The 22,604-nt window shown below is 56.7% G+C and carries 23 protein-coding genes; 6 read left to right on the top strand and 17 right to left on the bottom strand.

Translation table 11 applies throughout. The features are described 5' to 3' along the window. Nucleotides 1–138: 138 nt before the first annotated feature. Nucleotides 139–600 (bottom strand): DUF555 domain-containing protein, encoded by a 462-nt coding sequence (locus NJT13_RS23140; RefSeq protein WP_254526156.1) that lies wholly within the window; start codon nt 598–600, stop codon nt 139–141. Between the two features lie 81 nt (nt 601–681). Next, complete coding sequence (locus NJT13_RS23730) at nt 682–1,887, bottom strand: transcriptional regulator FilR1 domain-containing protein (protein WP_484549625.1); 1,206 nt, start codon at nt 1,885–1,887, stop codon at nt 682–684. Nucleotides 1,888–2,359: 472 nt separating this feature from the next. Between NJT13_RS23730 and NJT13_RS23130 the strand changes: the two genes are divergently transcribed. From NJT13_RS23130 to NJT13_RS23110, 5 genes are all read left to right on the top strand, one after another. After that, the gene (locus NJT13_RS23130) at nt 2,360–2,899 is read left to right on the top strand and encodes a DUF7342 family protein (RefSeq protein ID WP_254526154.1); all 540 of its coding nucleotides are present in this window, start codon (nt 2,360–2,362) and stop codon (nt 2,897–2,899) included. Nucleotides 2,900–2,902: 3 nt separating this feature from the next. Beyond that, a complete protein-coding gene (locus NJT13_RS23125; protein ID WP_254526153.1) occupies nt 2,903–3,361 on the top strand; it encodes a hypothetical protein in 459 nt (152 codons plus the stop codon). After that, nucleotides 3,358–4,611 carry a tyrosine-type recombinase/integrase gene (locus NJT13_RS23120; protein ID WP_254526152.1) on the top strand — a complete coding sequence of 418 codons (1,254 nt, stop codon included), beginning with the start codon at nt 3,358–3,360 and terminating at the stop codon, nt 4,609–4,611. Before NJT13_RS23125 ends, NJT13_RS23120 begins: the two co-directional genes overlap by 4 nt. Nucleotides 4,612–5,056: 445 nt before the next feature. After that, complete coding sequence (locus NJT13_RS23115) at nt 5,057–5,764, top strand: hypothetical protein (RefSeq protein ID WP_254526151.1); 708 nt, start codon at nt 5,057–5,059, stop codon at nt 5,762–5,764. Nucleotides 5,765–5,961: 197 nt separating this feature from the next. Next, a complete protein-coding gene (locus NJT13_RS23110) occupies nt 5,962–6,366 on the top strand; it encodes a hypothetical protein (protein ID WP_254526150.1) in 405 nt (134 codons plus the stop codon). A 5-nt stretch (nt 6,367–6,371) separates the two neighbouring features. Here the strand turns inward: NJT13_RS23110 and NJT13_RS23105 are convergent, their stop codons facing one another. The 5 genes from NJT13_RS23105 to NJT13_RS23085 all read right to left on the bottom strand — a co-directional run bounded on the left by NJT13_RS23105 (nt 6,372) and on the right by NJT13_RS23085 (nt 9,854). Then, on the bottom strand, nt 6,372–6,893 hold the full coding sequence (locus NJT13_RS23105; RefSeq protein ID WP_254526149.1) for a hypothetical protein: 522 nt from the start codon (nt 6,891–6,893) through the stop codon (nt 6,372–6,374). A 225-nt stretch (nt 6,894–7,118) separates the two neighbouring features. After that, nucleotides 7,119–7,670 (bottom strand): hypothetical protein, encoded by a 552-nt coding sequence (locus NJT13_RS23100; RefSeq protein WP_254526148.1) that lies wholly within the window; start codon nt 7,668–7,670, stop codon nt 7,119–7,121. Nucleotides 7,671–7,730: 60 nt separating this feature from the next. Then, nucleotides 7,731–7,967, bottom strand: a complete 237-nt coding sequence (locus NJT13_RS23095; protein ID WP_254526147.1) for a DUF8129 domain-containing protein — start codon at nt 7,965–7,967, stop codon at nt 7,731–7,733. Nucleotides 7,968–8,583: 616 nt separating this feature from the next. Next, entirely contained in the window at nt 8,584–8,943 is a 360-nt protein-coding gene (locus NJT13_RS23090; protein ID WP_254526146.1) for a hypothetical protein, read from the bottom strand. Between the two features lie 554 nt (nt 8,944–9,497). After that, nucleotides 9,498–9,854 (bottom strand): DUF8165 family protein, encoded by a 357-nt coding sequence (locus tag NJT13_RS23085; RefSeq protein ID WP_254526145.1) that lies wholly within the window; start codon nt 9,852–9,854, stop codon nt 9,498–9,500. A gap of 122 nt (nt 9,855–9,976) precedes the next feature. On the opposite strand from NJT13_RS23085, the gene NJT13_RS23080 reads away from it, so the two are divergent. Continuing rightward, nucleotides 9,977–10,801: a CBS domain-containing protein gene (locus NJT13_RS23080; RefSeq protein ID WP_254526144.1), complete on the top strand. Its 825-nt coding sequence runs from the start codon at nt 9,977–9,979 to the stop codon at nt 10,799–10,801. 49 nt (nt 10,802–10,850) lie between these two features. On the opposite strand, the gene NJT13_RS23075 is transcribed toward NJT13_RS23080, so the two are convergent. From NJT13_RS23075 to NJT13_RS23030, 10 genes are all read right to left on the bottom strand, one after another. Then, entirely contained in the window at nt 10,851–11,780 is a 930-nt protein-coding gene (locus tag NJT13_RS23075; RefSeq protein ID WP_254526143.1) for a hypothetical protein, read from the bottom strand. Nucleotides 11,781–11,917: 137 nt separating this feature from the next. Continuing rightward, nucleotides 11,918–14,431 (bottom strand): VWA domain-containing protein, encoded by a 2,514-nt coding sequence (locus NJT13_RS23070; RefSeq protein WP_254526142.1) that lies wholly within the window; start codon nt 14,429–14,431, stop codon nt 11,918–11,920. A gap of 93 nt (nt 14,432–14,524) precedes the next feature. Beyond that, complete coding sequence (locus NJT13_RS23065) at nt 14,525–15,172, bottom strand: M48 family metalloprotease (protein WP_254526141.1); 648 nt, start codon at nt 15,170–15,172, stop codon at nt 14,525–14,527. A 53-nt stretch (nt 15,173–15,225) separates the two neighbouring features. Further along, entirely contained in the window at nt 15,226–16,113 is an 888-nt protein-coding gene (locus NJT13_RS23060; RefSeq protein ID WP_254526140.1) for a TIGR02391 family protein, read from the bottom strand. Between the two features lie 73 nt (nt 16,114–16,186). After that, nucleotides 16,187–16,780 (bottom strand): hypothetical protein, encoded by a 594-nt coding sequence (locus NJT13_RS23055; protein WP_254526139.1) that lies wholly within the window; start codon nt 16,778–16,780, stop codon nt 16,187–16,189. A 131-nt stretch (nt 16,781–16,911) separates the two neighbouring features. Beyond that, the gene (locus NJT13_RS23050; RefSeq protein WP_254526138.1) at nt 16,912–17,328 is read right to left on the bottom strand and encodes a hypothetical protein; all 417 of its coding nucleotides are present in this window, start codon (nt 17,326–17,328) and stop codon (nt 16,912–16,914) included. A gap of 61 nt (nt 17,329–17,389) precedes the next feature. Continuing rightward, complete coding sequence (locus tag NJT13_RS23045; protein WP_254526137.1) at nt 17,390–19,000, bottom strand: AAA family ATPase; 1,611 nt, start codon at nt 18,998–19,000, stop codon at nt 17,390–17,392. Between the two features lie 63 nt (nt 19,001–19,063). After that, nucleotides 19,064–20,560: a hypothetical protein gene (locus NJT13_RS23040; RefSeq protein WP_254526136.1), complete on the bottom strand. Its 1,497-nt coding sequence runs from the start codon at nt 20,558–20,560 to the stop codon at nt 19,064–19,066. Between the two features lie 108 nt (nt 20,561–20,668). Then, complete coding sequence (locus NJT13_RS23035) at nt 20,669–21,532, bottom strand: DUF6166 domain-containing protein (RefSeq protein ID WP_254526135.1); 864 nt, start codon at nt 21,530–21,532, stop codon at nt 20,669–20,671. Nucleotides 21,533–21,559: 27 nt separating this feature from the next. Beyond that, entirely contained in the window at nt 21,560–22,465 is a 906-nt protein-coding gene (locus NJT13_RS23030; RefSeq protein ID WP_254526134.1) for a DNA polymerase sliding clamp, read from the bottom strand. Nucleotides 22,466–22,604 lie beyond the last annotated feature (139 nt).

Below are 22,604 nucleotides of genomic sequence, written 5' to 3'. Positions count from 1 at the left end.
GGTCCTATGACCATCCTCTGTAGTGTGGATAATCTCTGATTCTAATACTGGTAGCATTAGAAATGATGGTAACATTGTTAGCGTTAATAACGCTAATAACGTTTCTAACGCAACTATCGTTGGAAATCAGTTGGGACGCTACATCCGTGAGATGTCGACCGAGGTGAGTGGTGTGTCTTCCAAGTGAGGTCCAATCTCTCTTCGAGCAATTCGCTCAGCCTCCTCGTCAGACGCAGCTTTGATCTCGAGAGTCACGAGGAGACCGACGAGAGCAGTATTTGAGACCAAGAGCAGGGCGTCTGTCCTGCTGTTACAGTTGTTACACCCCAAGCTCTGGACGTTGATATTGCAGTTCCTCGTTCGATCGCCGGCGGAGGTGATGCGCTTGCCAACTTCACTAACTGCGATATTGATCGCATCCTGTCCCGTATCTGCCCCACGGACGATCCACGGCACCGAGAACGTCACGCTATACCACTCTTCCTTGGTGGCGGAGTCGTGACTTCCATCCTGACGCGTTGGTCCTGGATGAGGTTCGTTCTCGACTGCTGGGGGACCATCGTTAGTGGCCGTGTTAGATTGCGATTGTCTTTCGGCCATGAAGGTTCAGACGCGAGCAACGCTAAATAGAGCAACTCCACAGACAGTGTAACGAGTTGTGGAACAATCCTCTCCTGCAGATCATCTGGCCCTCTGCTGTGGTCTCGAGAATTGAAGCTGGCGTTCGTGTCCGTGCTTCTCTCTGATGACGGTTGCTGCGTGTTCCTGAAACACCCGGATTGGCGGTCGAGCATCTTCCAGGTGTTCGTTGAAGAGGTCTAGCGCCCATTCGACGATACAGGAGTCGGATGATTCGAGAGCCGTTGATTCGGCCTCCGTAACTCCAGTCGATGGGGCTGGCGCCATGATCACGCGCGAATCGTCGTATATCGCAAGGTGAAGCGGAATCGGCCCGGGAACGAACAACAGTCGTGCATCCTGTCTGATGAAGCCATCCTCGAGATACGCAGAAAAATCGACTTGAGCAGCATAGTCGACGAACTGATGGTCGTTGTGGAATTGGAAGAGGACCTCGTCAGTGAATACGACGGTGACGCTGGGAGTGTGCTTCACGACCGGGCGATACGCCTGATCAAGTGCTGGGCTCCGAATGGCTCCCATGCCACGGAACGCTTCTAAATCGATTCCAGCACCACTGACGAACGCGTTCAGGACGTTGTGAGGTTGGTCCGGAGTATTGTGGATAAGCTCGGAATTTTCGAAGGCTTCGAGTGGGAGCGAATCGAGTTCAGCGGGCAGCCAGCGAACGAAGCTCCGGTTTTCAATGGCTCCTGCGGCGATTTCGTGAAGCTGTTCGAATGACTCTTGGAGTAACTCACCCGTTTCGGATAGTTCGTAGATGCCTGCTCGCAGATCGACGTAGCCGTCTCCCTGCAAGCGGGTGATCATTCGGTGAATCGTCGTTCGGGAGGGCCCACCCTCATTTCGGGCGCGCTCGACGAGAGTACACTTTCTCATTGGCTCCGTTTCGAGAGCTCGAAGCAGCCACTGTTGGTGTGGTGAGCGTGCGAGGCGGGCGAGCGAGTCGACCGTAACCTCCTCATCGAGTTGGGAGTATGCCTGCAGCATCCTCGATCCAGAGCAGGTCAATGTAAAGCAGTCGTTCCGCTCGCGAACGAGTCCCGCTTCGTCGAGTGGCGCAACAGCTCGATAGGTAGTTTGGCGAGTTACGTTCGACTTCTCCGCGAGATCGGGGATGCAGAGGTTCCCCCTTTGGAGTGCTTGTAGGACCCGGATACGCGTCGGATGCCGACCCCGGTTGGAGGAACTGGCACTTGCTTGAACCCGGGAGTCAAAGAGAGATTGGAGGAGTTTCTCAGGGATCATAGTGCGATTACCGCATATCCAATGGTTGTTAGATAGAATGAATGTTTGCATGCCAGACACTCTGGATAGTAATTGTACTCGTCACGGATCGGCTCTCGAATATTCTTCAAGGCCGGTCCTCGGGAGCGGCCGCGAAATGGTATAGCGACATACCATTTATAATGTGGCTAAATGCGGTATTTCATTGTCTAGAGGCCATAAGACGCTGTAATAGAGGAAACAGAGTGAATTCCGTGTTGGTCCTGATTACCCCAATAATCACGACCACTTTCAAGTACCCCGCCGCCGTCCGGTAAGCACGAATGCTGCAATCGACTCAGAACGGCGCTTCCCCCAGGGTAGAGCCGCCGAGACCGGGCTGCGAGTTTGCTGTAGTTCCACTCAGCGACGTCGAAGAACTAGCGGAATACCGCAGTTCGATATAGGACGAATGACCTCAATCTATATGGAGATAGGGCGTGAACGGTAACGTATGACCGAAGACGAATCGAATTCCAAGGGTCTGATGGAGCGCCAGACCACGGGCGAAGACCGCGTGCGGATGGCCGCCCGACAGCTGTCGGAGCCGCGGACGGCCAACTGGATCGCCTCCGAAGCGGGCTGGTCACACGAGCCGACCAAGCGCGTCCTCGAACGTCTCGTCGACGACGGGATCCTCCACCGTGACGAGAGCGGTACTCACACGACGTACTACCCCGATTACCGCCGTCAGGCGATGCAGGAGGCGATGCGCCTCCGGGATAGCGGGCACACTGTCGAGGAACTCACGGACCGGCTCGCCGATATGAAGGCGCAGATCCGCGACTGGGAGGACGAATTCGACGTCGAGTCACCGAATCAGCTTCGCGGAACGCTCGCCGAGGAGGGTCTCGACGCTGACGAAGAAGACCGTCGCCGTGAGATCGCCCGCGAGTGGGAACACCTCCAGCGGCGCATCGACATCGTCGGCTTCGCCATTCGCGAATGGGATTTCCTCACTCCAACGAACGAGCCTACTGAGGCCAGTAGCTGACGGATGTCGGTCCCGCATCCCGGTGGCGACCCGAACGCAAACCTCTACGCCCAGCTGAAGCGGGACGTCCTCGATCGTGTACCACAGATCACGACGGTCGAGTTCGTTCCTGATGATATCGAGGCCAAGCAGTTGCGGGCCCGTTTTGATCCGGCCCGCCTTTCTCCTTCGACAGGGCCTGAGTCGCCGGAACTGTCTATCAAGTGGTATCGACAGGACCCACACGATTGGTTCCGTATCAACTACACCGACCCGAACACGGGTTTTCACGCTGGCTGGCACCAGGACGAAGACCATCCCGATCTTGGACGAACGCATTTCCAGTACGCAGCCGGCGATGCGGAGGATCGCTGGGGAATCACGTTCGAACACGAGACTCCCTCGCTGGTCCTCTGGGAGATCATCGAAGCGCTCCTCGAGGATGTCCGTCCGATCTACCAGTACGGGAACGAGGACTCATGACACCACGAGAACGCACTGATCGGTCGCTCGCGAGCTCCTTCGAACGGTATCTCCAGGACAAGGGGAAGGGTCGTGGTGGCGACGGCGGGAACTATCGACGGAACGCAGCGCGTGAGCTGGAGCGGTTTGCCGAGTGGGCCGCCGGCGACCGTGGTGACGACGACTGGACCGGGATCGTTCCCGACGATGTCGACCGGGAGCCCGCTTTCGAGGACCTCGACGAACGAGTCTTCCGGGAGTACGCCCGGCATCTCAGTGGTGATCGCGGACTCAAGCAGAATACCGTACAAACCTACTACCGCTATATCTCCGCGTGGTGTGGCTGGTGTGTCAATGAGGGGTATCTCGAAGCGCACTACGCGCAGCGGGCGAGTGCGATGGCGCCGCTGCCCGAGGACGACGGCCGCAAGCCCGGCGACCAGCAGGCCTGGACGTCCGAACAGCGCCACGCACTCACCCGCCACGTCGACGAGCGAGCCCGTGACGCCATCGAGACGTACACGACACTCCAGGAGGACACTGACCTCCTCGACAAGCAGCGAGCGCACTACGCGGCGCTGAAGGCGACTCGCGACCGTGCTCTGGTGTTCGTCCTCGCGTACACCGCCGTTCGTGTCGGGGAACTCCTCCGAGACCCGAACGACCCGCGCCGGCGCGGTGTCCGTTGGGAGGACCTCTCCCTCGACGACGGGAGTATGGATGTCTACCGGAAGAAACAGCAGTGGGACGCCGCGAGTCTCCCCGACCCGGTGATCTCGCCGCTGCGGAGCTATCGCAAGCTGATGGACCCACCGACGGAGCGCTGGCCGGTGTTTCCAACCTTCGACCAACGGACGCTCGCAGAACTCATCCAGGATGAGCTAGCTGATCGAGGGAAACGTCCAGAGGACATTACTGACCGTCGTGAGGCGTACGCTCGTGACCTACTGCTGGCGCTCGATGAGGATATTCAGCCGCCGTCGATTACGACGGACGGCGCACGGTCGATCCTTCAGCGACTCTCGGAAGCTGCGGACATCGACATCGACCACCCCAAACACGATTACCTTGCTCCACACGGTGGCCGACGAGGAATGGGTGAGGTGCTTGTCCGCGCGTTTGGATATACCGTCGCTGCTCGATACTTGGATAACTCCGAAGAGATGGTTCGCGAGCGGTACTCTCACATCGAGGCCGGGGAACTCGGGGATGTGGCGACCGAGGCACTCGACGAAGTTGATTCGATTCCCAGAGAGGGCGACAAGATTTAGCGGAGTGATACACTACTTCTTGACAGTCTAGAATATGCCGTTCCTGGCCTATCGAAACGAGATGAGTGATCAAGGCAAGGAGCTGGTCGTTCCCGAGGAGGTTGCAGATTCTGAGGATGTGGAATGTCCGTCATGTGGTGGACGAATGCGGCCGAGGGGCGGAGGACCAGATCAACGAGCCCGCCATTTCTTCCATGTGAGGAGTACAGGGGGGACAAGCCAATGCTATGGTGCGGGTAACAACATTGCAGAGTCAGAGCGACACCGAGTAATGAAATCGCTTGCTGTGTCAGGCCTAAGACGTCGTTTTACAGGAGTAGAATCCATTGATCAGTGCTCTACCGAAATACCAATTGATGTCTCTGGTAGTCAAGGGCGGAGTGCTGGGAGACGGGCGGACGCTCTCGTGGAATTCGCGTCTCGAAATCGGTTCTTCGGAGAAGGCGTGATTGTAGAGGTTCAGCATGCGAATGAGTCGAAGAATATCCCGCAGGTGACTGCCGATTACCTGGATGCGGGTTACAGTGTGATGTGGGCCGATGAATCCTGCTTTTCCAAGGATGAGTTTCTAATTCAGCAATTCAATTCTGCATTTAATGAGGATGGTGGGCGTGCGTTTTCCCCCTATCGACATTCCTCTCAAAGAATCTGGTCTGAGTTCGATCCTTCAGAGTGGTTTTCAACGCCTGATGGCTGGCAATTCGAGGATCCAAATCCTGATTGCAGCCACGAGTTCCAGCGCGACAGGGGAGACGCGAAATGTCTTCTCTGTGGCACTCAATACCAACTCCATTCAGAGAGCCAATTCCCGATGTTCTCACCGGGAGATCGATCTCAAATGCATATCGCGAACATCACCTACGTGAGAGGTGCCGATGATGCATTAGAACCTGATGGAACTCCCCATGTACACATCTGGAGTCCCGAGAACCGAGGGGAAAGATCGACGGTATCAACGTGTTCTCGCTGTCGGGCAAAGAAAATCTCCTCTAAGTCAGAGACAGTGATTGATTACAACGCGCATTCGTTCGAGCAGTTAGAGACGCCAGAAATGCAACACTGCGACCACGAATGGAGAAGAACGGGCAGCGGTGAAGAATGCTGGAAATGCGGAAAGCCAAAAGGCGACGACGGGATGGGAATGTACTTCTGACGAAAGAGGATTCGAGCCAGTTCGCAAGATGTCTCCCATGAATCTCTCTACCAGCAAAGCCTCAGTATCTATGACCCCTAGCTCACGGTATGCCCTACTGCCCGAATTGCGGGAGCCGGGTCAAAGCGGTTCATCATTACTGTGGCTCTTGTGGACAGGCATTATCGGAGATCGCTGAATCGGAGAGTGATCCACCGATGGCAGTCGATAGAGATGGCTTCCTCTCACTGCGTTCGATTTCGTACGTCAATGAGCTACTGAACGGAGAACGAGAGTTCGACCGTGATTCAGTCTCGTACACGCAGTTATCTCGAGAGGTGAGCGCTGCCTTTGCAGACTTCGCCCGACTCGCGATGGTCAACGACCTCGACCTTCTCATCCTCTGGGCGGCGGGCTCAAACACAGATGCACTGAGCATGTCTGTCGACGATATGAACAGCAATCAGTTCCGAGACTGGCTCGCTGCGATCGGATTGGGGCGTACTCTTCGAATGTACGATGACGCGCTCCACACTGAGTTCGAGGACGAGTTCAACGACCGACTGCAGAAACTGATCGAGTTCGCCAACGAAGAACTGGACGACGAGGAGATCTCCGAGTAAGAGGCTTACAGTTGACTTGCTGGCCCGTATTCCTCGGACAACGCTGTTTTCAGATCGAAGTCATCCCCTTCTGAGATTTCCTCGATGACATCGTACACGAACTGGAGAGCCTGTACCTCTGCATCCAGATGAGCGAGCTCCTTCTCTCGGCGCTGGATCTTCGAGAGGAGATGTGATTTGAACCGCACCTCGGAGTCCCTGGGTATGGGTTCAGATTGTCTACCGTCACTTCGCTGCGGAAGGCGTCCATCTGGACGCGGAATACGACCACCATCTAATTCTAACTCAACCCGCCTGACGTGCTTACATGGGCTCGGAGTAGACGGGTTTTCCCCGTCGGGACAGTTGCACTGTCTGTCCAGGAGGTCGACTTCGTATCGCGCGCCTGATTCCGACTGGACTTCGTAGAGGCCACCCTGCCGGAGCAGCGCTACGTCCATGTGTTCTTCACGAGCCCGCCGATCGCGGTCATCGACTATCGGACTCTGTTCGCCTTCTTGGATTGAGGATGAGTCTGTGACTGCCATGTGGTGTGAGGTGAGAGAACGAATGCAACCGTTCGCTCCTCCACGCTCTTCAGAGCGATAAAATTTAGAGGCTGATGATATCGACAACAGCAGCAACGGTAGCAGTGTTAATAACGTTAGAAACGCTGGGTAACCCTGTCTGTGATGAGATTAGAAACGTTAGAAACGAAGTCCCACACCGGACCCGAGACCGCATGCTGACCTCCCAATACCTGGGTGCAGGAGTTACTCTGGCTCAGTGAGCAACTTCTCACGAGCAGCGTTGATATTCGACCGGACTGCATCTTCGGTCACATCTCGGATATCGGCCCACTGGGCAACGGTGTATCGCTCTGCTTCCTCGACGACGATCCAGTCGACAGCCTCGTGAAGAGAGAGTTCCCCGGCGATGAGTTCTGTGACTCGTTCGAGGAAGTCTTGGTCGTCCCATGCGAGATCGACCTCTTCGAACCGATGGTTCTCAGGGTCATACGAGGCGATCATCTGGATGGCACCGTTCTGCTCGAGTTCTGCTCGAACGTGAGCAGGCAGGGAATCCAGTGCAGTCTCTGGTAACGGGTACGCTGGGACATCGTGGAGTGAGGCAACATCGAAGGGTGTGAGACTGCGGTGTGACTCGTCTCCGAATTTCATTAGATAGCTCGTTTCCGCGGTAAGCTGTGTCCGGCCCTCGAGAAGTAGATCTGCGAGTTCGGGATACTCGCCTCGATCGACTGAGCCGGTCTTGAAGATTGTGACGAAGTCGCGACCACTGCCAGTTCCAGGTTGAGCTGCCATCGAAATCCTCCGTTCTACGACTCAGATTCGTCGGGGAGGAATATCAGTCTGCCTACAGTCTCAGTCTTCAGTCTCTGGCTCTATTTCCAACTCACGTAGCGTCGCTGCTTGCTCTGCGAGCATTCTGAGAACCCAGCGTCGTCTTTCATGCTGATTCTCGTAAGCCACGTACTGCTGGACGGTTGGGATATCGTGCATGCAAGCGATTCCACCTCGTATCAGCCCTTGCTGGTTGGTCTTCAGAAGTTTCTCTGGAGGCAGCGCTTCCGCGATCCGCGTGGGTGCCAGCTGTTTCATTGGGCTCTCTCGCGGAGGTAGTGACACCAATTGGTCCCGAAAGGAACCTCTCCGAAACGGGTTACCCCACGAATTGCATTCTTCTGACTACGTGGGGTAACTCCGGCAGCGTGTACTAAGAGAATGAGCGATGGCCTCATACGGACGATTCTCCTTCACCGTCCGTAGTGGACGAGCCGAAAAGAGGCTGAATTGCCGCTAGCCGTCCATCCAGTGTACGCTGATTACGGCTTGTCGTTGCGAAGAGGGCCGTCTGATTACCCTCGGTGACGTTGCTACTGTTCTCAATTGGTCTCTCATCGATGAAGCCTCGGCAGCGAGGCATATCGATACGGCTTGACCGAGACGGTGCGAGTTCGATTCCGTGATCCGAGAGGGTTGATTCGACCGGGCTTTCGTCGACGGCGATTCCACCGCTACCGAACACTGCCTGCCGAGACACTGTTCGATTCAGTGTGGATTTTCTGTCCGCTCGAACTGACTCGTCCTGAGTTTCTTGTTTCGTTGCCATGACTTCGTGGAGAAGCCAGATTTTGCCCGACTCCTCCACTCTGTTTGGATTGATAAATCAGCACGAATCCGAGCCTTGATACCGTCATCTGGTTTCCGGTTTAAATCAGAATTCCTGGTGGGTGTAGGCGCCACCACGAGGTCCATCGCCCCGGATGAAGCGTCCTTCGAGATGGACCTCCAGCGCGTCAGGAAGTCCGCCTCCGAATCGACCTGTGACCGAGAACGGTGCGAGCCACGGACCTCGTCCAGCTTTGTTCTCGTTCGTGCGGCAAGCATCGTTCGCGACGGGCTCGAGGTAGATCTCTCCCACCCGGCCGTTCACGAAGACGTGTTTCAGGCCGAATGTATCGCACTCCCACTCGAGATGGGCATTTCCTTCGACAATGAATTGATCGCCAGCTACTGTCAGTGCTAATACGTCGTCCTCTGCTTGGAGGAAATCACGGATCCACTCTGAGCCCATGTGTATAGTGACGTCGGCTAACCGAAGACCGTCCTCGGGATCCTCTATCCAAGGATGCTCATTCGTCGACGGACTATCGACGGGTCCATCAACAATTTCATCCCCAAGAGTTGCGTCCGGTGACCCAGATGGACCACCGTTCCCTGACTCGGACTGAGTTCCTACCCCATCATCTCCTGAGATCGATGTCTCGTCTCTCCCTGGCTCTCGATTCGAGGACGTACCCGTCTCTCGGTCAGTGGATGCATCCTGCCCAGATGGGTTGATGAAGTTGAGACAGCCGGAGAGAGCCGAAAGCACAGTGACTGTGCCAGCAGAGAGAACTCGACGCCGGCGCCAACTGCCTATCTGATGAGATTCATCATCTTGAGACCAACTATCGAGGCCTGGCATAGCGATAATCGGAGGAAGGAACGTTAGCGGACAGGAAATAGATTCAGTAGTTGCGGGATACGCAACTGTGCGGAGTCATTCACCGAATATCAAGACGCTGTCGCACTTTCGCTCGCACAGACTGCAGAAGTCGTCTGGTTCGTATGTCCAAGCGTTGGGGTTTAGGCGTTCGTGAATTCTGCGAGTGAGTGATTCAAGCTGCTACTGTTCCACTTGCCGATCTGAACGAGCTCGAACGTATCGAGGCGAGCGTCAAGTGCAGTGGCGAGCTGATCCCGAACTGCGGTAGAGAGACTGTCGACACGGATCGCAGTGAGGGCGTGCTGGGTGAGGAAGTAACTCGTTGCGAGGCTCGTCGGAGCGACGACGATGACGTGGGATCCATCGACATCGTCGAGCGCTAGTTGGGCATCTCGGTACTGGAGTACCGTCGCATCCAGTTCATCGACGGGGAAGAGACAGCCAGCAGCACCGTACTCGATACTCGCCCCTGCCGACCCAAAATGCCCTTGGAGCATAATCAATTACAAATATATGTCTTATGAGCATTAACTTTGTGGTGCATGGGTGGCTTGATTCGCCACTATCGGGCCGCGCGCTCTCCACCATTTTGACTATCTCTGCCTCCCCACCACCCCACATGCCCCGGGACCTCTACAACTGCACTGCGGCCGAACTCGCAACCCACTCTGTTGAACACCTCGATCAGGACACGCCACCAAGCGACGCCGCCGCGTGGCTTGATGAGAACGGCTACGACGCCGCTCCAGTCTACGCTGACGACGATCCAATCGGATTCCTTCACGAAGACGATGTCACGACCGACGACGGCGGCAACAACCTGGAGAATCAACTCACCCCACTGACCATCGATTACATGATCAGCGGCGACACATCGTTCACAGACGTTCTTTCCGCACTCATCGAGCAACCCGTCTACTTCCTCGGCGGCCACAACCACGTTACCGCCATCCTCACCCGCGCCGATCTCAACACCGCCCCCGCACGCATCTACCTCTTCGACCGGATCACCTACCTCGAAGAACACCTCCGCGAACTCATCCTCGACAAGAAACCGGACTGGAAAAACACACCAGTCACTGCAGACGAACTCGACGACATCGAAGACCGGTACGAAGACGCACAAGCTGCCAACGTCGCCTTAGACGAACTCCACTACGCCCAATTCTCCACGCTCGAAACTATCGCCACCAGCGTCGACGCCTGCTGGCAAACCTGTGGCTTCTCCACGAAAGGCGGTGCAGACTCTCGACTCCACGAAGTCACTGAACTGCGCAACGACGTCGCACATGCTAATCTCCTCGTAGAGAACACGGACAGTAACGAGTTCCTTAGCAGTGGCCGAACCACAGAGAATCTCCACAATACTCTCGAGACCATCCACGACGTTCTCTCGAATCTCCAGGACGCAGGGTACGATCCAGGGAACGACAAAAGCACGTAAACCAGATACTCTAACTACGATCACAGTTTTGGCTGATCTATCAACCCTCTCAGCTAGTCTCTTGTCTCGACGAGGAAAATCTTGGACTCACGAACCGTCGAGCCCGATGCGGGACATCGAGTCCTCTATTTACTGGTAGAAAGATGGAGTCCTGGTCGCCGGCGACGACTGCTGCAAGCAATTCGTGCTTGCAGAGGACTCTCCAGGGTTGATCGTGCTTGTATGGACACGAACAGACAAGGCCATCTGACCAGGGGATGAACGGATACCGTCCCCCGGTCGTATACTCTCCCACGAGCAGTGGTGCCGGGAGTTCGATTCCGAACTCGCTTGGGCGTGCTGCCGCAGAGCTCTCACTGCAGGACAGGTCTGCTTCTCGAATGACGTACTTCGCTGGGAGGTTGTGGGATCTGGCATACTTGGAAGGTGTTTGATCGTCATCTCCGAGGACAACCATCCCGACAAGTGTGTTCTGCTTCGTGAGACCCTCAGCGTTTGGCTGTGCCCCAAGGACACTCTCTAAGAGCGTCCCGTACGACGACTCTTTTAGAACTTGGTATAGATTAAGCCAGGGAATCAACTTTCTGTACCAGTTCTCACGGCGCTCACGCTCAGAGTGAATCGCTCTTTCGGGATCCGTCGCTGACTGACATTGACGCAAGCGGTGAGCGAGAAATGCAGGTGCCTCACTGAGGGCTTGATCGTCCTCGAAGAGATCGTAGTATCGTTCTTCTTCGTTGAGCGTCCGACGGCATGTCTCTTCGGCGTATTTCAGACCGACCGGTTTCGCCTTCCCTGACTGCTCCCAGGGGTCTCTGTCCTCAGGGCCGCCCTTCCAAGAGTTGTACTTTTCCAGTAATTGATCGCGGCGGATGGGACCGCCAGCCATGAAATCGAGCCGAATACGATGTTCGACTGGTTCAACTGCCGGAGGATCAATTTCAACATCGTAGTCGTGTAGAGCGTCGGTTCCACTCATTGACCCTGGTGGTAGTCGAAGGGGCGGTAGCGTCGATGACGCGGCATGGATGTTTCTTCGTTGCATTCGTCTCACGGGCTGAACTGGACGCCGCCCTGTACCCCATTCGGGTGGATAAACCTAGGTGAGCGTGGAGTTCAGAAGCCGACGAGGAGGCTGGCGAACTGATCGAGTCGGTTGTCTAGCTGGTCCCCATCGTAGATCGTCGCTTCCCGCTCGTAATATGCGGCGAGTTCTGAGGCATCAGCCGATAGCTTTCCTGTCTGAGTGTCAGTGGCGATCGTGAGAGCACAGATTGGGGCGGGGGATGCTCGGATCTGTTCGATGACGTCGTCGACGCTACTGGGCTTTCCGTCGGTCACGGCGACTATGAGCGGTTCGTCGCGGTGGTCCTCGACGAGCTGACTTGCAAGTTTGAGTGCGTCTGCCAACGGCGTGCCCCCGCCACAGTCCGTGTCCAGTAGCGTCGCCTGGATGTGTCGAGTCTCGACTGAGAACGGCTTTACGAGTCGGGCTTGGCTGTCGATGAAATCGACTATCCCGACATCGATCCCCAGCCCTTCGGCGGCGACGGCGAACCGCGCTAGTGCCTTCGTTGCGACCTCGATCTTCGGGGGGTCGCCGTTCCGCATTGAGCCAGACCGGTCGAGAACCAGCACTAGTGCGTATCGTTTCTCGCGCCCCGGCGTGTTGACCTTGCAGACCCGAGGGTCACCAATCAAAAGCCGATGTCCTGCAGTGGTATCGTAGCTGCCGGCGGTCAAGCCTCGCCGGACACCACGTTGACGGTCGAGACGGAGCTGTTTCGCGAGCGTGCCAGCAACTTGGGCAGCGCCGTCTTCGATGTCGGCCCATACGCCTGGAGGTGCCGGGTCGTCATTGACTGGGACGATCTCCAATTCGTCGAGCTGGCCTGGGCCCCCAGCAGTGCCGCCGGCTGTTTGATCGTCTGAATTATCTCGGTCGAGTCGGCGGGCGAGGCCCTCCAGTTCGCGCTCTAGGGCGTCGGTGTCGATGCCCTCTCGATCTGCTTCGTCGTGAGCCGCCGTCCGGTCTGCTTCGAGTGCCCCTTCGTAGGCGTCTTCCTCGTCAGCGGAATTCCGGTCGAGTGCCTCCGCGTGCGCTGGGACGGGGTCGGCTGTCGAGTCTATCTCCTCGTGGGGTGAGGGTCTCGTAACCGGTGGCTCTCTTCCGTTATGATCCTGTTCCAGACCTTCTCGGGAGTCGGTTGTCTCTCTCGTTTCGCGGTCGTTCTGAGAAGCGTCGGTAGCGTCGAAGTCTCCGATGGTCGACTGACGTGCAGCAATAGAATCGTCATCTCTCTTCTCCTCCGCTGGGGACTGTCCACTCTGCGGGGAATCGAGGTGTGATCCAGGTTGCTCAATGGTGCGAGCGAGTGCCCGCGCTCTCGTGTCTGTGGGTTTCGAGGTCTGCGACGGCTGGTCTTCATCGCCGTCGGTCGGGCTTGGTGTCTCGTCGGGTCCGGTAGCTGACGTATCGGTGCCATGAGAACCAGGGGCCTGAGGAGACGGTGGTGCTTGGAGCTCCTCGTCGAATGAATCCGGAGTAATCGAGGGCTGGCTGAGGACGTCCTGGAATGGATCGTCAGTTGCGCTCCTGTCGAGTTGCGGGTATTCGTCGGTTCCGGAAGATTCAGATTCTGATGAGGGATTGGAGTCTACATCAGATTCCTCAGACTCGCCCTGATCTGGGGACTGTGTTGATCCTTCGGAGCGCTCCTCTAGGAGTGGGAAAATTGCTGACTGCCACGTCTCGACGACCAATTGGGCTCGCCGTACAGATGCCGTCTTGTCGTGGCTGTGGGTGATATCGTCTGGTTCTGCACTCCGGATTGCGAGGGCATCCCGCGCTAACGCTTGGAGTGACTCCTGAACAGTGTCGAATCCCGAGGCATCCGTCTCCGACGCGAAGAGTATACGCTCATCATCTTCGTCGAGAAGAACCTCTGTGATACCCGTCGGAAAGATTGCCCACTCGTAGAGGGCGCTCGTCACTGCATCCCAGAACGAGAAGAGGACTTGCTCGTCGTCAGGGATATCATCGGGAACCTGCGAGTGGCTTCTGCGGGTGAGTTCGAGGCGTATCTCGGCGTTGTCGCTGAAGTTTGCTCCCTCGATCGCCTCATGTTCGATGGCACCGTCCTCGATGATATTGACGAGGTCGTGAACCTGCTGGCGATAGTCGGAATCAATCTCGGATTCGAGGAGTTCTGCGATGGGGCCGATGGCTGTTTTGAGAATATGGAGTAGTTCGTGAAAGGCGAGACCGAACTGGTGGGCGTGGTCGGCTGTCAGCTGATCGTTCACCGGGATTCGGTCTATCGGTGCTGGTTCCGTCGTCACTAGAATGAGGAATTCAGCGTCGACGCTTTCGAGTAACTGTGCGGCCTGCTGCCGTTCAAAATCGGTCGCATCACTTCTTGCGAGCGCATCGGGTTCTGCAGGGAGGACCGCCGCGGTCTTGACGGCTGGCGTAAGAACGACTTCTACGTCGACACCTGAAGGCAGATGCCCGCAGATGAACGCCCGGAGCCTGTCGGCCCTACTAGCCGAGGTGCGAACGCGAGAGGCGGTATCGGGTGTGAGCCTCTCTAATTGAAGTATTGTATCGGCTGAATGAGTATCGGACATACGAATGCACGAGGGTCGCTCCCCTCGATCCCTTTGGGAGGATAAACTGAGATGGAAGTGTAAATACTCGACGTGGTAAGAGAGCAAAAAATTCTACGCCAGATAGAAGTCCTTTGCCCGGACTATCAAACGGTTGACTTTGACCACGTTCACTGGATCAGTGTACTGAACGCGGTTCACGATCCGGACGTGAAGCGAATCACTCCCTTCGTCGGTGATTTCAGCGTACGCCTCGAGGAACTCTTCTTCACCAAGACTCTGGAGTGCGTGGAGATCAGCTGCCAACTCCTCAAGACGGGTAGCGACTGCCATGAGAATAATGAGCATCAGGGAAACTCCCGCCAGCATCGCTACTGGCTTCACAGGGACCCCGAACGGGATCAGAAGTGAGTACCCGAGGCTCTGTAGGAAGTAGTAGATTCCAATCGCTCCGTTCAAGACCATACCCCAGAACAAGCCTCTGAAGACAGGAAGTCGATCGAGGTGTCCCTGTTCGTGTCGGTAGACAAGTTCGGCCGCCTCGTCTGATAGTCTCTCCATTCGCTGCTGATTCAGAACAATCGTGCCGACCGGTGTGGCCTGACCAAACGCAGCAGAATCACTGTCGAACCAGTACACATCGTTCTCGTCGCTGTACCCATTGAAACTGCCTACTGACTCCACTGGTCCGTGATACAAACGGACGAAAGCCCTGGTAAACCAGTCTCGAAACTTGTCCGAAGCACGTTCAACAGTCTGCATATCAGTTGTTCGGCAGACAGTTACAAAAATGCCTTGCCGAGAACTGTCGAGGTTTAGTCTTCCGTGGCCTCTTCCTCGAGTACATCGAGAAGCATATCGACGTAGTGGAGAATCTGCATGGCACGCTGCTGATCGATTGAGTCCTCATTTCGGTGGCTGGGTGGATTGCGCAAAGCCCCGAAACCTCCTGCATACAGGTACATCCAACCTTTTTTCTCTGCCCCCACATCTGCAAAGGTCAGTGGTCCACCGTCAGTACTGAAGGCGTTCTGAGCAAGGTCCATACCCACCGTGTCCTGAGAAAACCCTCCCTCCTCCCGAATTCTTTCCTCCAGTACGCGAAACGCGGTCCGGACGGAGCTCTGATAGTGCCCGTCAACGTACTCGGGAACTGCGTCACTGCGTAGATCGGGATGTTCTAGGTGGAGAATCGGTTCATCATCTGTGTCCTGGAAGAGTTCATCGACCATGTCGAGAAACGCCATCGCGTTTCGCCGATCTTGCTGTGTGTAGTCCACGGTCTTGCTATAGTGGCGTATCTGCCCTCGCTGTCCGTTTGCGTCCACTTCAAGCCCGTAGTCGTCGACTGTGAATCTGGCATCGGAAATGTCGTCTACACGCCTCCCAAGCCTGCTATTGAACCCGGTTCCAGAATCCAGAGGAACAGTTATCGACCGTGTCTGATCATCCTGCTCACGGATGTAGCGCTTCAGCAAATCAGCTACGTCTTGAAGATCAGACCAGTCTGAGAAAACAAAGGAGCCACCAAAAGATTGGGTGGGCGTACTATCGCCTGGATGGTGTTCGTGGGTGCTGATGTCGAAGACGCCCTCGTCACTGTCCAGATCCAGTCTCGTTTCAATCCGAAAACTGGGCTGTTCGTCTTCCACCGCTTGCTCCGAAGAATACTGTTCAGAGGTAAACTCCCGTGAGATACGCATCGGTGGTCGAATGGTGACACGAGAGGGTAATAGGCGTTCCCTCAAAAATCCGGTTCGACTGCTCTTCCAGCGGCTAGAGGTCGGTCGGCGGGATGAGATCACAGAGGACTGGTGCTTGCTCCAGAAGTGCATCAAAGAGCTGTTCAGTAGGTCGATAGAGGGCATGATGCTCATCGACGGTGTAGTCACCTACCTCGTCTTCCGGCACGGATAGGAATTCGTTGTCCAGGAGTGGAGCCAGAGTAGCATCAAGCGCAGCACCGCTCCGTCCTGATTCGACTTCGAGTGTGCGTCGAGAGAACTCGGAGATGAAGTTACGTGTACAGCAGCCGATGATATGCGATCGTCGCTCAGCGAACAACTCGTTGAGAGCAGTGCGGTGGGTCCGTGTCCAGTAGTCGTCGAGCCTGACGTAAGTCTGGACAATCGGAGACAATTCGTTCAGACTGCCATCGACATGGACGACTCCGAGATCATTGAGAGCGTGTAGATCCTGGGTGTTGAGGGACTCCCCGAGGGGGTGAAGAACATTCTGGAATGCCTCGTGGTACTGCGAGGTCAGGAACTTACCGGCGACGACATGGGCGTTGCCAATGTTCCGGACAGGATGGATTGCTTCGTGATGATCTGGGTCTCGGTGGTCGACATGGGTTCGAGGGTAGCTCATGCAACACGTCACACCACGAGGTCCGCTGTATTAACGGCCTCAGCGTGCAGAAAATCAGGAAACTGGCACCTCAACAGGATGTTCTTATATTCCCCTGACGGAACAAGGTGAAAAGTAATCCTGGAGGGGAGTCACTTCAGCTTCGGCAAATCAAACGACACGGATACGTTCGTCAACGAGTCCGACACCCGGCCAGCGAGATCCACGAAGAAACTATTCCGTCGCTCCGTATCCATCTCTTTCCGACGACCGATAGCCCGATCAAAGTTCATCCTTACCTTGTCCGCCTCGTCATCGATCATACGACGAACCCTGCGGAACTGGTTCTGGGTCAACGGTTCTTTCCCTGCAATCTGCGCCATCTCTGGCGTCACCAACCGACCCGGATTGTACTCCGCCTTGAACTCGTTCACTTCTGCCTCGAACAAGTGCTTCTGCGATCTCAACTTGTTCTCTGGCAACTCCTCGAGTTTGTCAACGGCGTACGTTACCTCCCACTTCTCGAACTTCTTCTTCACCCTCTCCGGCGGAAGCTCGACCTCGCTCATTACTGCGGACTACCAAGCCCGACCAAAAAATGGTAGCGGACAAAACCATTCCACAGCGCAATTACAAATAGTCGTTTAGTGTTTCGTAGACGTCCTCGGGATACTGATTCGGCTCGGCAACCGCCCAAACTTCGTTCTTGACCGCTGCCTTCGGTGAGGCACCGTCTTCGATGTGCTCACAGAGAATCGTCAGATTTCGTGTCGAGAGCGTCGGCCAGCTCTCGTTATGCCGGGTTTGATGAGCAAACTGCACAATCTTCCTGAGCGTCCCACGGTCCACGACCTCGTGACCAGCGTTCACCTGCGCATCCAGCGTGGCGATCTCTTCCTCGACGTCTTGGATGTAGGGTTGCTCCAGCGCTCGGAACCGGCCACGAGTAGCCGAGTTCATCGGTTCCGAATCACGGTACTCCCTGGTCGGTGGGTTCATCGTAATCACAATTCGCGCAGACGGATGAGGTTCGACCAACTCACCGTGGGCCTTCACGAGGAGTTTCCCCTCATTGAGCAGGCGGTGTAGAGACATCGCGGCGCCGGCTCGCATCACTGGAAACTCATTGAGCACTAGCACCGACCCGTTCAGAAGCGCTTGCTTTGCGGGACCGTTCCGCGGTGCAATTAGCCCGTCCTCGGTGGGGGTGAGCGGTCCGAAGAGATCCTCCGTGTGGGTTGCCTCGTCACAGTCTACCGAGACGTAGCCCCGATTCGTCCGGTGACACAGGTACTTGACCAGATAGTTCTTCCCGGAGCCTCGAGGGCCAACAATCCGAACTGGAACCAGCCCACGAGCGAGTTTCTTCGCGAGCAGTTCGTCCAGCGGAAGTTGAAGCCGTGGTTCGGTCGGAACTGCTGGCGGGACGACGTCGCCCGCTTCGTCGACTGGGAGGGCGTCATCACCGGCGTCAGGATGTGTCGCTGCCTTCGGTACGTCAGGATGGTCAGGGTTATCGAGGATGTGGAGGCCTGTTGGGACAGGATCCTGTGCATTCCGCCCGATATCGGACACGTACTGTACGTCGACGGCATCAGGCGACAAGCCATCCGTGCGGTAGCGTGGTTCCCCTACGGGTTCGTTGGCAGTCGTAATGTCGCGGACTCGAGCGACACCGTGCCTCCCAGTTTCATCAAGGCATTGGGAGTACCGGGCGTCGGCAGCTCGCGAAAGCCACACACCGACCGGAACGTGCCGAGGAGCGGCCTGAATAATCGCTTCTGCTCGGCTCTCTGTTAGCGTGCCAGTCAGATTCGCAAGCTCAGCGACTTCCGCGTCGACTAGCTCGGTGAACGTCGTGTAGCCTGCTTCTCTGAGTGCAGTCGCAATGCTTTCGGTGACGACATCGAGAATTTCGAAATCGTCACCCGCAGACGCGCCAGCGGGACCACCGAACGCTTCCGTAATCACGGGCGGTTCTGGACCCTGTGGAGAGACGCCGACGATTGTCGTGCTCCCACCAGACCCCCGGTTGAGCGTGAACGTCCCATCCGCTGCTCCAGCATCGAGGAGATCGGCGGCCTCTTGCTCACCGATATCGACGTAATCACAGACTCGAAGCGTAACGCGTTCGACCGGGACCGTCCCGCCCTCGCGCTTGAGGAGGCGATGCACCAGGTGCGAAAGGACGACGAGCGGTTCTGGCGAGTCGATCGTCGAGTCGGGTTCTGATGAAGACATAGTGCGTATGCGAGACTCTGTTAGGAGCCCCGTCGCCCGCTTTCGGGCTGATAAATACCAGCCTCAAGACGAGCCTTCGATGTCGTCGAGGCGGTGCTGAACCCGGTCGTGTAGTCGCTGAGCGGCTCCGTCAGTGAGATTCGCTTCTGTATCCACCTCGATGCCAGGAATATCGACAACGTCTTCGAGTGCGTCGCTGAGCGTCTGCTGGTTGGCTGGCAGGACACGTTCATCGGGTTCGTCGGCTTGCCGGTCGTGTTCTTTCATCGCCAGTTGAATCATCATCGCTGGTTTTCGAAGCAGTTCGCCAGCGACCTCGAGGTACTCTTGATGAGTATTCGACGCCCAGGAACCTTCGTACTCGTCGAGGAGTGCGATCAACAGGGAGAGCTGGAGATTGTACACGGTTGGTCGCGACGATGGAGACGCCAGCGTCGTGGCTCGGTCCGCAGCGGCCTCGGCGTACCTGTTGGCGACGCCCCAGTAGCGGTAGCAGGTAGCCGCATCGAACGGAAGGTCGTCGAAGTCGTAGGCGATGGCCCGCGTTCTTCGGATCGCCAAATCGACTCTCACCAGGCGGTCGGCGATGTCGTCATAGATCGCCTTCCACCACTCGTTGATCGGAACTCTGTTGTTCGCCCGTTCGTGGTCGGCGTCGGTGGCCCGACCGTAGTGACGGCGAGTGTACCGCTTGCCCGTGTCAGGGACGATAGTCCCGGTCTCGGGGAAGTAGAGGATCGGTTTCGCCCACAGCGTCTGTGTCCCCCGGAAATCGTAGCCGGTCTCGAATCCCCCATAGACGACGAGCTCTGGCTCGGTTGTCCCAGAGACGCTGGTGACGCCGTCGATATCCTCCTCTATCTCAGGTTCTTCACTTGCTGTGATGGTGTGTTCGAGACTGGGACAGACGACGAACATCTTGAGGAGTCCACCCCAGTCGCGGTAGCTTGCCCAGCCGAATGCCTCAGTCTCACCGCGCTGCTGGAGTGCTCCCACGATTGGAAGGTACGCCTCTTGCGGATTGATGATAGAGTATCGGTCCGAGGCGATCTGCCAGCGGAACTTGACATCGAAGCCCAGCGCACACAGCGCCTTGCGACGTTCGTCGACGATATCCTTGTGATCTCGGACACGAACCAACGGGTCGGACGACGAGTCTGTGGCAATCTCCAAGAGCGACTGACCGGTCGCCGTCTCCAGCGTATCGATCTCCAGACCCTCGACGTTGCGGAGAGCTTCGACATCGAGGGTCCCGTCGACACCCACGAACTCGTTTGTGGCCCAGAGTTCACCTGAACTCGCTTGAGGGAGGACGCTAAGAACGTCTTTCAGGGAGCTGGGATTCGGATCGAGGCACCCCGTTTCTGGTGAAACACCGTCTGGATAATCCGCGTCGTTTGCCGCCGTCAACCCTGCAAACGCGTGCGTTGCTTCCTGATCCAGGAGGTCGAGGACCGACAGGGATGCAGCAACTGATTGATGGTTATCCTCGCCTGAACGGGAGTTCGACGTGGAGTTCTCTCGCTCGCGGCTCGCTTCTGACTGTGTATGTGTCGACATGGCGAATCAGATGGGAAACAGTCGAGGCCAGTTGTAGTGGACACCCGACGAGTCTTCCCCTCACCCGATTGAGGATGGTAAAATGGGGCGGCGCTGTCTCATCCGGCACTACCCCGAAGCGGATGCCGATGGATCTCCTGTCGTACCTGTTTGCTCTTCATCTTCGCCAGTATCCTCACTCAGGAGCGTTTCTTGATCGTCGTCGTAGCGTGGGATGTACTCTTCACCACCGAACCAGCGAATGAGCGTTGGCCGAAGACGTCGGATGCTCTCCTCGGTTGATTCGCCGACGTGGTCGACAGTCCTGAGCGTCGTGGCGTAGCAGGCCCAGGCTGCGAACTCGCCCATCGTCTCGAACTCCTCAGCGATGGTCCGCTTGGCGGCAGCGGAAGTCAGCCGACCATGTGTCGAGAGCCACTGCTTCGACAGCGATTCAGCAGCAGGGTCACGATTCTCCAATCGGATCTCCTGGAGTCGATGCAAGTTCCCCCTGGTGTCTCCCTTCTTCCAGAGTACCTCGTCGTATCGTCGGACCAGGGCAAGTTCGTCAGCGTAAGTGATCGAGTCCAGATCGACTGTTTCGATGTCGACGTCGTCCGGTTGTGGAGCGGTGTTGTCCGGATAGTCCCTGTGAAGGTACTGTTCACGAAAGCTCGACTCGCGGAGGTCCTGCAGACGAATCGACCATTCATCACCGCTCAGCTCGCGTCTGACGAAGTCCTCTGCGAACAGGTGATAGTCATCGATTGCGACTTCGACCCCGAGAGCGGACGCGAGCAGGGCGATAGCGAGTTGGCAAGCGCGTTCTGGAGCTGCATCTGGACCCCAATCGAACCCACCCGGTGACACCGAATGCACCATCAAGTGTTTGTCGAGGAGATCGTCGCCGGCGTAGACGAGACATCCCCCAAGTGTGCGTTCTCCGCGATACCGCCGCGCTCGGTACTTCGACTGTGAGTAGCTAGTTTTCATAGCACGTGGAAAGCCCTCTGGGAGCGGTTACGTCTCGATACGGGGGGCCAGCATCCGGGTCATCGACCCTGCATCATCGTCAAGCTCGTACGAGAGCATGATGGGGAACTCACTCCCGAAATCGACTGTGACGCTAGCCCCCTTCGGAATGGTTCGGACAATCTTTTTCATGTAGTCGAGGCTGAACAGCGACGAGGCTTCGACGAACGTGGCCTGGTCGAGTTCCTCCTCATCGAGTTGGAAGTCGACAGCGTCGGTATCGCCTTCTGCCTCGATTCTGAGGACCTCATCGGCAGCGTCCATCCGGAATCCGACGTGGTCGGCCACGAGGTCTGCGGCTTTGATCCCTTGCTGGAGGACGTCGCGGTCGAGCGTAGCGCTCGCTGGCAGTTCCAGCTCAGGAAGCGTCGGCTCTGCTCTGATGGTCGCTGGATCGAGGCAAGCCATTCGGAACTCGATGCCGTCGACGAAGACGACCAGCTTGCGTGTCTCTCTATCGAGACTGAACTGGACCAGATCGTCTTTCTTTGCGAGGTTCACTGGATCGGCGAAGCGGTCCAGGTCGAGACCGAGGACACCCGGAGTAGCATCGTACGACTCGAATGCTGAGGCATTCAGAGTGAGATCGTCCATCGCGACGTTGGCGGGATCGACTGCACGAACACGGATCCCAGATTCGTCTATCCTGAATCGGGCTTCGTCGACGTTCGCACGAAGTGCTTTGAGGATAGCCTGTAGGGGACTCGCCTGAATCGTAGCCCGAAACGAGGACGGTGGGCCAGACTGAACGGGTTCCTCTCCCGGCTCGTTCTGAACGGAATCAGAGTCAGTAGTGTCAGTATTGGACGTGACTGGACCGGATTGATCGTTTTCTTCCTCTACGTCTTCGAGAGGGTCGATATCGGGATCCTCTATGGATGAATCTGTGCTCATGGGTTTCGTTGTAGAGTCTTCGAGAGGAGGCGATTCTGAACAGAGACGCTCACGTCTCTCTCGTCTCCCTCACTCTCTTCAGAGTTCGATAAAAATCGAAACGAGAGTCGGCTAGAGCTGGTTTGCGCTAAAAACAGTC

The organism is Natrinema caseinilyticum (assembly GCF_024227435.1).
Lineage (GTDB): Archaea > Halobacteriota > Halobacteria > Halobacteriales > Natrialbaceae > Natrinema > Natrinema caseinilyticum.
This window is presented reverse-complemented; position numbering and strand designations above follow the sequence as displayed.

What these genes read in the sequence shown, in the direction of transcription:
- NJT13_RS23140 (WP_254526156.1), bottom strand. Translation starts at nt 600, where the DNA reads ATGGCCGAAAGACAATCGCAATCTAACACGGCCACTAACGATGGTCCC.
- NJT13_RS23730 (WP_484549625.1), bottom strand. Translation starts at nt 1,887, where the DNA reads ATGATCCCTGAGAAACTCCTCCAATCTCTCTTTGACTCCCGGGTTCAA.
- NJT13_RS23130 (WP_254526154.1), top strand. Translation starts at nt 2,360, where the DNA reads ATGACCGAAGACGAATCGAATTCCAAGGGTCTGATGGAGCGCCAGACC.
- NJT13_RS23125 (WP_254526153.1), top strand. Translation starts at nt 2,903, where the DNA reads ATGTCGGTCCCGCATCCCGGTGGCGACCCGAACGCAAACCTCTACGCC.
- NJT13_RS23120 (WP_254526152.1), top strand. Translation starts at nt 3,358, where the DNA reads ATGACACCACGAGAACGCACTGATCGGTCGCTCGCGAGCTCCTTCGAA.
- NJT13_RS23110 (WP_254526150.1), top strand. Translation starts at nt 5,962, where the DNA reads ATGGCAGTCGATAGAGATGGCTTCCTCTCACTGCGTTCGATTTCGTAC.
- NJT13_RS23105 (WP_254526149.1), bottom strand. Translation starts at nt 6,893, where the DNA reads ATGGCAGTCACAGACTCATCCTCAATCCAAGAAGGCGAACAGAGTCCG.
- NJT13_RS23100 (WP_254526148.1), bottom strand. Translation starts at nt 7,670, where the DNA reads ATGGCAGCTCAACCTGGAACTGGCAGTGGTCGCGACTTCGTCACAATC.
- NJT13_RS23095 (WP_254526147.1), bottom strand. Translation starts at nt 7,967, where the DNA reads ATGAAACAGCTGGCACCCACGCGGATCGCGGAAGCGCTGCCTCCAGAG.
- NJT13_RS23090 (WP_254526146.1), bottom strand. Translation starts at nt 8,943, where the DNA reads ATGGGCTCAGAGTGGATCCGTGATTTCCTCCAAGCAGAGGACGACGTA.
- NJT13_RS23085 (WP_254526145.1), bottom strand. Translation starts at nt 9,854, where the DNA reads ATGCTCCAAGGGCATTTTGGGTCGGCAGGGGCGAGTATCGAGTACGGT.
- NJT13_RS23080 (WP_254526144.1), top strand. Translation starts at nt 9,977, where the DNA reads ATGCCCCGGGACCTCTACAACTGCACTGCGGCCGAACTCGCAACCCAC.
- NJT13_RS23075 (WP_254526143.1), bottom strand. Translation starts at nt 11,780, where the DNA reads ATGAGTGGAACCGACGCTCTACACGACTACGATGTTGAAATTGATCCT.
- NJT13_RS23070 (WP_254526142.1), bottom strand. Translation starts at nt 14,431, where the DNA reads ATGTCCGATACTCATTCAGCCGATACAATACTTCAATTAGAGAGGCTC.
- NJT13_RS23065 (WP_254526141.1), bottom strand. Translation starts at nt 15,172, where the DNA reads ATGCAGACTGTTGAACGTGCTTCGGACAAGTTTCGAGACTGGTTTACC.
- NJT13_RS23060 (WP_254526140.1), bottom strand. Translation starts at nt 16,113, where the DNA reads ATGCGTATCTCACGGGAGTTTACCTCTGAACAGTATTCTTCGGAGCAA.
- NJT13_RS23055 (WP_254526139.1), bottom strand. Translation starts at nt 16,780, where the DNA reads ATGAGCTACCCTCGAACCCATGTCGACCACCGAGACCCAGATCATCAC.
- NJT13_RS23050 (WP_254526138.1), bottom strand. Translation starts at nt 17,328, where the DNA reads ATGAGCGAGGTCGAGCTTCCGCCGGAGAGGGTGAAGAAGAAGTTCGAG.
- NJT13_RS23045 (WP_254526137.1), bottom strand. Translation starts at nt 19,000, where the DNA reads ATGTCTTCATCAGAACCCGACTCGACGATCGACTCGCCAGAACCGCTC.
- NJT13_RS23040 (WP_254526136.1), bottom strand. Translation starts at nt 20,560, where the DNA reads ATGTCGACACATACACAGTCAGAAGCGAGCCGCGAGCGAGAGAACTCC.
- NJT13_RS23035 (WP_254526135.1), bottom strand. Translation starts at nt 21,532, where the DNA reads ATGAAAACTAGCTACTCACAGTCGAAGTACCGAGCGCGGCGGTATCGC.
- NJT13_RS23030 (WP_254526134.1), bottom strand. Translation starts at nt 22,465, where the DNA reads ATGAGCACAGATTCATCCATAGAGGATCCCGATATCGACCCTCTCGAA.